This is a genomic window from Burkholderia sp. E168m23 (genome assembly GCF_016586125.1).
GTDB lineage: Bacteria > Pseudomonadota > Gammaproteobacteria > Burkholderiales > Burkholderiaceae > Burkholderia > Burkholderia orbicola.
The window spans coordinates 1-8308 of the sequence record NZ_BCPP01000209.1 but is presented as its reverse complement, the minus strand read 5'-3'; the positions used below and the strand labels follow the sequence as shown (position 1 = coordinate 8308).

The 8308-nt window shown below is 58.7% G+C and carries 6 protein-coding genes; 2 read left to right on the top strand and 4 right to left on the bottom strand.

What is annotated here, in order from left to right; translation table 11 throughout:
• Positions 1-51: 51 nt before the first annotated feature.
• From JMF90_RS13285 to JMF90_RS13270, 4 genes are all read right to left on the bottom strand, one after another.
• Entirely contained in the window at positions 52-864 is an 813-nt protein-coding gene (locus tag JMF90_RS13285; RefSeq protein ID WP_201316722.1) for a mechanosensitive ion channel family protein, read from the bottom strand.
• A 199-nt stretch (positions 865-1063) separates the two neighbouring features.
• Positions 1064-2491, bottom strand: a complete 1428-nt coding sequence (locus tag JMF90_RS13280; protein ID WP_201316723.1) for a mannose-1-phosphate guanylyltransferase/mannose-6-phosphate isomerase — start codon at positions 2489-2491, stop codon at positions 1064-1066.
• Between the two features lie 94 nt (positions 2492-2585).
• Positions 2586-4610, bottom strand: a complete 2025-nt coding sequence (locus JMF90_RS13275; RefSeq protein ID WP_201316724.1) for a capsular biosynthesis protein — start codon at positions 4608-4610, stop codon at positions 2586-2588.
• A 3-nt stretch (positions 4611-4613) separates the two neighbouring features.
• Complete coding sequence (locus JMF90_RS13270) at positions 4614-5765, bottom strand: glycosyltransferase family 1 protein (protein ID WP_201316725.1); 1152 nt, start codon at positions 5763-5765, stop codon at positions 4614-4616.
• Between the two features lie 209 nt (positions 5766-5974).
• On the opposite strand from JMF90_RS13270, the gene JMF90_RS13265 reads away from it, so the two are divergent.
• Both JMF90_RS13265 and JMF90_RS13260 read left to right on the top strand, forming a co-directional pair.
• The gene (locus tag JMF90_RS13265; RefSeq protein WP_374039633.1) at positions 5975-7147 is read left to right on the top strand and encodes a polysaccharide biosynthesis/export family protein; all 1173 of its coding nucleotides are present in this window, start codon (positions 5975-5977) and stop codon (positions 7145-7147) included.
• Positions 7148-7345: 198 nt separating this feature from the next.
• Positions 7346-8308, top strand: a 963-nt coding sequence (locus tag JMF90_RS13260; protein WP_201325154.1) for an FkbM family methyltransferase, incomplete at its 3' end; no start/stop codon positions are given.

The window sequence follows — 8308 nt, the reverse complement described above, 5'->3', positions numbered from 1 at the left end:
TGGCGGCTGCCACGCTTTTTTTTCGTCCATGCGGCCCGGCCGCCGCGTCCGTTACGCGTTGCGTTGCGAGACCGGGGTTTCCGGCGTCGGATAGCCGGCTTCGCGGAACGTCTCGAGGATCACGCGATTGGTGTCGCAGTACACCTGCCAGTAGTTTTCCGGCTGAGTCGACGGGCGCACGAACAGCAGCGGGCCTTCCGGCGTGAACTGCAGCACGCCGACGTCCGGCGCCGGCACTTTCAGCACGTTCGGCACCAGCTGGATCTGCGCCTTCAGGCGGTTGATCGCATCGGCCGCGTCGACGCTGTGCGCGATCTTCGCGGTCAGGTCGACGCGGCGATGTGGCGTCGCGCTGTAGTTCGCGATGTTGTCCGAGAAGATCTTGTTGTTGCCGACGATCGTCACGATGTTGTCGGCGGTGATGATCGTCGTGCCGAACAGCCCGAGCTCCTTCACCGTGCCCGTGACGCCGCCTGCGCTGATCACGTCGCCGATCTTGAACGGGCGCAGCACCTGCATGAACACGCCGGCGGCGAAATGCGCGAGCAGGCCGCCCCAGGCGGTGCCGATCGCGAGGCCGAGGCCGGCGAGCAGTGCGGCGAACGAGGTGGTCTGCACGCCGAAGATCTGCAGGATCGCGAGGATCAGCAGGATCGTCAGCAGCACGCCGACGACGGAAGTCAGGTAGTCGGTGAGCGTCGGGTCGACCTTGCCGCTGCGGCGAACGACCTTGCCGAGCAGGCGGGTACCGATGCGGATGGCCCAGCGGCCGACGAACCACAAGGCGATCGCGGCGAGGAGGTTGAGGCCGAAGTCGAGGCCGCGGGTCATCAGGAATTGCTGGGCGGTGGCGAGATCGATCATGCGTTCTCCGAAGTCAAGGGTAAAGGGGCGGCGCATGCACCGGAATGGGAGGCGCTTTTATAACCTGACCTGGGAGGGGCGGGCAACCGGGCTGACATTGGTTGACGTAGTGAAAAACGGGCAGGACGCCTGTGCGTGCTGCCCGTCTGGCGCATCGGATCGACGCCGGTTGCGGCGCGCGACCCCGAAGTTGCGGTGTTTACTTCGCTGCGCGTCCGTAGGTGTCCTCGAAGCGGACGATGTCGTCCTCGCCGAGATACGCGCCCGACTGGACCTCGATCAGTTCGAGCGGGATCTTGCCGGGGTTCGTCAAACGGTGGGTCGCGCCGAGCGGGATGTAGGTCGACTGGTTTTCGGTCAGCATGATCTCCTTGTCGCCGTTCGTGACCATCGCCGTGCCCTTCACGACGATCCAGTGTTCGGCGCGATGGTGGTGCATCTGCAGGCTCAGCTGTGCGCCCGGGTTCACGATGATGCGCTTGACCTGGAAGCGATCGCCCTGGTCGATGCCTTCGTACGAGCCCCATGGGCGCACGACACGGCGGTGCGTGACCGATTCGTGGCGGCCGGACGCGTTTAGCCATTCGACGATTTTCTTGACGTCCTGGGCTTTGTCGCGATGCGCGACGAGCACGGCGTCGGCGGTTTCCACGATCACGATGTTGTCGAGGCCGAGGGCGGCGACCATCCGGTGTTCGGCGCGGATGTACGAGTTCTTTACCGAGTCCGTGAAGATGTCGCCGATCAGCGCGTTGCCTTGTTCGTCCGCTTCTGCAATGTCAGCAAGCGCGCTCCACGATCCGATGTCGTTCCAGCCGAGGTCCGCCGCCGCGACGACGGCGGCGCGTTCGGTCTTCTCCATCACCGCGTAGTCGATCGAGACGTTCGGGCAGGCGGCGAACACGTCTGCGTCGAGGCGGACGAAGTCGTTGTCGCGCTTGGCGGATTCGAATGCGAGTTCTGCATGGCGGGCGATTTCCGGTGCATGGCGATGCAGTTCCTCCATGTACGTGGACGCCTTCAGCATGAACATGCCGCTGTTCCAGTAGTAGTTGCCGTCGCTGAGGAAGCGTTCGGCCGTCGGTGCGTCGGGTTTTTCGACGAATGCGTCGACTTTGTAGACCTGCTTGCCGTCCGCGATGGCTTGGCCGCGACGGATATAGCCGAAGCCGGTGTGCGCTTCCGTCGGCGTGATACCGAACGTGACCAGGTGCTGGTCTGTTGCGATGGCCGCTGCCTCAGTGGCTGCGGCGATGAATGCCGGTTCGTTCAGGATGACGTGGTCGGACGGCAATACGAGTAGTAGCGCGTCGGGCGATTCGTGCAAGGCAAGCAGCGCGGCGATCGCGATTGCGGGCGCGGTGTTGCGGCCGACTGGTTCGAGCACGATCGATGACGGCGTGATGTTGACCTGTCGGAGTTGTTCCGCGACGAGGAAGCGTTGGTCGTTGTTGGTGACGACGATGGGAGCTGCAGCATCGGGAATATGCTGAAGGCGGCCGGCCGTCTGCTGGACGAGCGTCTGGTCGCCTGTCAGCTTCAGGTATTGCTTCGGATAGCCGCCTCGCGACATGGGCCAAAGGCGGGTGCCGCTGCCGCCGCACAGGATTACCGGGTAGATGTTCATGCATTGCCTCAGATTGAAAAGCGCTTAGTGCCGGCGATTAGAGACGCGCGCCGACTGTTCTTGACTACCTAAAATAGGCCAATTCGTACAAGGTTTAGTCCGTAAAGTTGTCGTCATCCAAGTTATTTTTTTGTCTGCTTTGCCATGCTGCATAGCGGAGTGCATTGCATGTCCAACGCAGTGCTTTGAGCAGCGGGCGTGTACGACTGCCCTGGATCTTTTCGAGTGGTCGTGCAGCGTGGTGTGCCAGCTGACGGACGACTGCTTCCGGCGTAGTAAAGATGCCGAGCTTCCAGTCCCAATACACGGGGTACCGTAATAGGGCTCCCGCCACTAGCATATCGAGTGTCAGCTGGCGTTTGCGCCAGGGTTGCACCAGCATGTCATGCGTTAAGCCCCAGCCAGCGTAAAAGGGTAACCCGTAAGTGAAGACAGCCTTGTTTCGCAGTAGCGCATCGAATCCTGAAAGTGATGAAAGAGTGTGAATTTCATCCGCTGTTTCGATAAGTGACAGCAAGTCGGCGTCACTGTCAATCACGTCAGCTAGTCCCGACGCATCGATGACACCTGTGCGATTTCCGGACAGCACGTCTGGATGAGGCTTATAAACGATAAACGCGTGAGGCCGACGGGCGCGGACCTCGCGCAATAGCGCATCGGTCGTGCCAAGCGCCTGCGTGCCGAGTCGGATGGATGCATCGTCGGCAACCTGGCCTGGAACCAGCACAACTCGCCTGTTGGATGGTGCTTGCCACGTAGGGGCGCGGCGGCCCAGATTGTATTTGGTGATGCCGAATTGAACGAGTTGTTCCCGCAGTGCCGCCGCCCGCGCAAGTTCGGCGTCGCTGAATTCGGTCTCGTTGAGTAGTACGGTCAGATCGCTTGGCTGTCGGGCGTCGAAATATAGACCGCGTCGGTCAAGTACCTGACTATACGGTGCACTCATGTCGGAGCCGAGTCCAAGCGAATGAATGAATCCGTCCTCGATGCGTATACGCGGGACGTTTGGTGCGATGTCCTCAGCAGGCCGTGCGCCCCATAACGCTGCACATTCACCGGTTCGCACACTATCCAGCTCATGCGTCCATCGAAGCCTGCCGCCGCCTGCGGTGAGAAAGGGAGTTGCGAACGCGCGTTTCCAGCGCTGAAAGCGAATCGCGACGACTGATTGAAGATCAGTGAACCGCTGAGCAACTTCATGTTGCAGTTCAATGCTGTCTAATACGGATTCAAGTGGTCCGTGAGCGAGGGTCAATGGATCCAGATAATGGACAAAACGCAGAAAGACTACATCAAACAAGGCGGCGAGCGTCGGTTGCGCGCGTCGGCCCGGCAATACAGTATGGTCGTGCGTCAGGCCCCAGCCAGCGTAATACGGGGTTCCAAACACATGAGTTGGAACTTCGGCGAGCAATCCACAAATGCCTTCGGATGCTCCGATAACGAAAACGCTATCGACGTGGCGAAGTGCTTCAGCCAGCGAGTATGGTGGAATCAGTAGGCGGGTGTTGTCCGGCAACGAGGCGGATTCGGATAGCCATGGACCCGAGCCAGGATCGCCGCTGCGGATCAGCCAGAACTCCGCGTCAGGGTGAGCGGCGCGTGCCGCTTGGATCATTGACGCAAAGGCATCGATTCGCGCTGTCGCCGACGCGTGAATATTCGTCGCCGACGTGTGCCGTTCGTCAATGAGGAGTACGCGAGATGAGTAGTGCCGTGTTTCAAGCGAAACGGGAAGACGTTTGTTGCGACCACATAGATGAAGCGCGTCTGTGCTTAGCACGCGTGTCATTAATTGAATGATTCCAGGCTTTTTGCCGGCCGACGGATCGGCCAATAATGCCTGATCGAGTGCGGTGACGAGTGCGTGTGGTCCGCACGCATCAGATGGCAAGCTGAACCACGAACGTAGCGGAGTGCGGGGTATGGCAGGCGCTGCAATGGGGCCGGGCCACGCACATTGCGTTGCGATTCTTACTGTACTGGCGATGCGCAGCGCGACACGGCCGCTCCAGTGGTCGAGCCATACACAGTTCGAACGTTGCGAGAGTACACTCGCAAGGCGCGACCCTGGGGTTACACTGCGTACATCGAATGAACGCGCCGCGGTATGGTTCATGAATTACTGTAGCGAAACAATGAAGCGATCGACTGCGTCAAAATGTGAGGTCCATGTGGGGGCACGGAAGTGCGCGATGCGCTCAATCTGGGCGTTGCGTTTTGCGCTATTCGCTTGAGAGTACGCTTGAATGCGCTCAAGCCATGCAGGGCCGTTCAGCGGATCGAGATAATCCGGCACGTCTGCCGCGATTTCGCGAAATACATCGAGATCGCTTGCCAAAACGGGGATGCGCGACTCAAGGGCTTCGACGAGCGGCATACCGTAGCCTTCTACGAACGACGGGAAAAGCAGAGCGCGCGCGTGTTGTAGCCAGGCGTGTAACTCGTCGTCTGAACAGTTAGACCGTTCGATGACGACCCCCTTCAACGGGGCGCTACGCTCGAGCATGTCGACAACATTTTCGCACTCCCAGCCACGCCGACCGATAACAACGAGCTTCGGGGCTTGGCTGCCGAGCTGCTCGACAAGTCGACGCCACACGTGCAGCATGAACCAGTGATTCTTACGCGGCTCAATCGTGCCAAGCATGACGAAGTACGGGGTCGCGAGTGGCGCGGCGAGCGCCGGTTGCGGTTCGGTGCCGCTGGCGAGTGGTGCGACGACACTCGGCGGAAGAGGGATTCCAGCCTTTTGCGCCTCGATGGCGAGAGCGTCAAGTGTTCCCTGCGAGTTCGCAATAAGCCCGTCAGCGTGACGTAGTGCCGTATGGATTCGCTTGCGATGGGTGGTGTCGACACCTGGGCGACTATATTCCGCATGCGTCAGCGGAATTAGATCATGGACCATGAATATCGCGCGCCCGTTTCCTTTTTGCATTGTCCTGTAGTAGCGCGGAAACTCCATGCCGGTATGACTCGTATGCAGTAGCGTCGAATTCCCCTGGGGCGCACTACGCATCCCATTGAGCCAAGCGCGTGCCAGCAGGGCGATGATCGAACGCCGTTCTGGACGCTGCGACAGCAACATTGCAAACGTTTCCTGCGAGTCGCGTTCTGTTAGCGTTACAGAGAAGCCATGTTTGCTCAGGACACAGCGAGCTCGATCACCATATCGGCGAATATACGCAAGGCCAACGCGGTCGACACCCGTTGGCAGTAGGCCCTCATAGCATCTGCGTGTCAATCGTGTGACGTCTAGGAGGATTTGTGTCACGAAGAAGCAATCGGTCAATGAATGAGGGCGCGAACTGAATCCAGACACGGAGGAGCGGACAGCTGGATCATCAATTAAGAGCTGCGCGTGCGGCCTGTTTGATTTCAGGGTGGTTGGAGGCAAATAATACCGAAATATTCTATTGCATCTTCGGACGTGCGACAATTTCTGCCTTTGCCAAATTCTGGGCCCAACGATACATGTTACGTTTGCCTCGCAGCGCTTCTTGTACCGCGCTTTCCATTTGTACGGTTTTGCTTGTCGGCTGCTCCAGCATTCCCACGTCAGGCCCGAGCCGTTCCCAGATCGTTGCGGCCTCCGATCAAGCTCCCGATCCGGAGAATCCGCCTCGTGTTCAGGTCGTTGACGTGACAGACAAGGTCGCGCGTCAACTGTTTGCTGAACGCAAGCGCGGGGATTTTTCCTCTCTGCTCGGAAATGACTTGCGTTTCCGCCAGCAGCTCGGGGTGGGCGATACGATCGAGGTATCGATATGGGAAGCTCCACCCGCGACGCTGTTCGGCGTTGCGCAAACGGGGGATTCGAAAGCCGGCTCGACCAACGCGAGGGTGACAGTTCTGCCGGATCAGGTCATTGATGGGGATGGCACAATTAACATCCCATTTGCCGGCCAAATCAAAGCCGTCGGGCGAACGCCGGCGGAGCTGCAGCGCGCCATTGCGGCGCGTCTGAAAAATATCGCCCATGATCCGCAGGTGCTTGTCAAGCTCTCGCACAACGCGACGTCCTATGTAACGGTTGTAGGCGATGTAGTTAAGAACGATCGCATGCCATTGTCGGCCCGAGGTGAGCGAGTACTCGATGCTCTCGCCGCTGCAGGCGGTGTCCGCCAGCCTGTCGATAAGATTACTGTCCAGGTGACGCGTGGCGACCTCGTCGCTTCGCTGCCACTTGAGTCGGTGATTCGCGATCCGCGGCAAAATGTGCCTCTGCGCGCCGGGGATGTTGTGACAGCGTTGTTCCAACCATATAGTTTCACGGCATTGGGTGCGACCGGCAAGAACGAGGAGATAAACTTCGAGGCGCAAGGTATTACGCTGGCCCAGGCGTTGGCGCGAGCGGGCGGTTTGCAGGACACGCGTTCGGATGCGCAAGGTGTGTTCATCTTCCGTTTCGAGGATGCGAAGGCATTGCCATGGCCCAACTCGCCAGCTCAGACGACGGTAGAAGGTAAGGTGCCGGTTGTCTATCGAATGAACCTGCGAGATCCGAACGCATTCTTCGTTGCTCAGAACTTTATGATGGACAACAAGGACTTGCTATACGTGTCGAATTCTGCGGTTACTGAGTTACAAAAATTTCTGAATTTGGTGTTTTCTGTTGCCTATCCGGTCACAACTAGTATCCAGACCTATAGATAAGGCAAGATGTGTCCGGGCGGTACTTATCGTCCGGACCTCTGCCCCGTAGTTTGATCAGGTCTGAGGCCGACGCACAGTGCAGAGCTATCATGCCCACCTTCAGTTGAATCCATAGTATTACGGCGGTGCGACAATATTTTCGTCGTGCGCACTATCCACTCAGAGTGGGAAGCACACCGGCTTCGAGTTCACGGTCAGATGATTACTTCTTACGCACAAAATTTCGAAGACGTAATGTTGTGGCGCGCGCTGAAGCATATCGAGCGCGGCTTCTATATTGATATCGGGGCGCAAGATCCGCTTATAGATTCCGTCAGTCTTCTTTTCTATGAACAGGGCTGGCGCGGTATGCACGTCGAACCGACGCCATACTACGCGGAAGCGTTAAGGCGGGGGCGACCGGACGAAACGGTGCTGCAGGCTGCCGTCGGCAGGGAGTCCACAGCGTTGCGATTCTACGAGATTCCGGGGACGGGTATCTCTACTGCGGACGAGAAGATTGTTAAGCAACATAGGGCGCGCGGGTTTCAGGACCGGGAAATTGTGGTGCCGTGTGTGACGCTCGCATCGGTGTTTGAGATGACGGGTGACAAAGACATTCATTGGCTCAAGATTGATGTCGAAGGGTTCGAGCGGCAAGTGCTTGACAGTTGGGGGGAGAGCACGGCCCGTCCGTGGATCGTGGTGGTCGAGAGTACGCTGCCGCTCACGCAGATAGACTGTCACGACGAGTGGGAGTCCGTACTTGACAGGCGCGGGTACAGTGCCGTTTATTTCGACGGGCTGAATAGGTACTACGTCGCTGACGAGCATCAGGAGCTCAAGCAAGCATTCGCAGTGCCACCGAACGTTTTTGACGATTTCGCACTCGGAGGTGAAGCGAGTGCACCGTTTCATCGCCAAATTGTCGAGCGCGACAACGCGGAGCTTGAGGCGACTAGGAAAGAGTTACGCCAGCGGGACGAAGATAGTGAGGCCCGCATCCGTGATTTGCTACGCGAGGTCGAATCTCTTAATCAGCGTGATAGGGAAAGGCAACTAGCTGCGAGGGACGAGCTGCTGGCGCTAGAGCGGAAATTGCGCGAGCGAGAATGCCTGTGGGGCGAACGTAACCGGGAACAGGCAGACGAACTTTCCAAAATCCGGACAGAGTTTGCGACT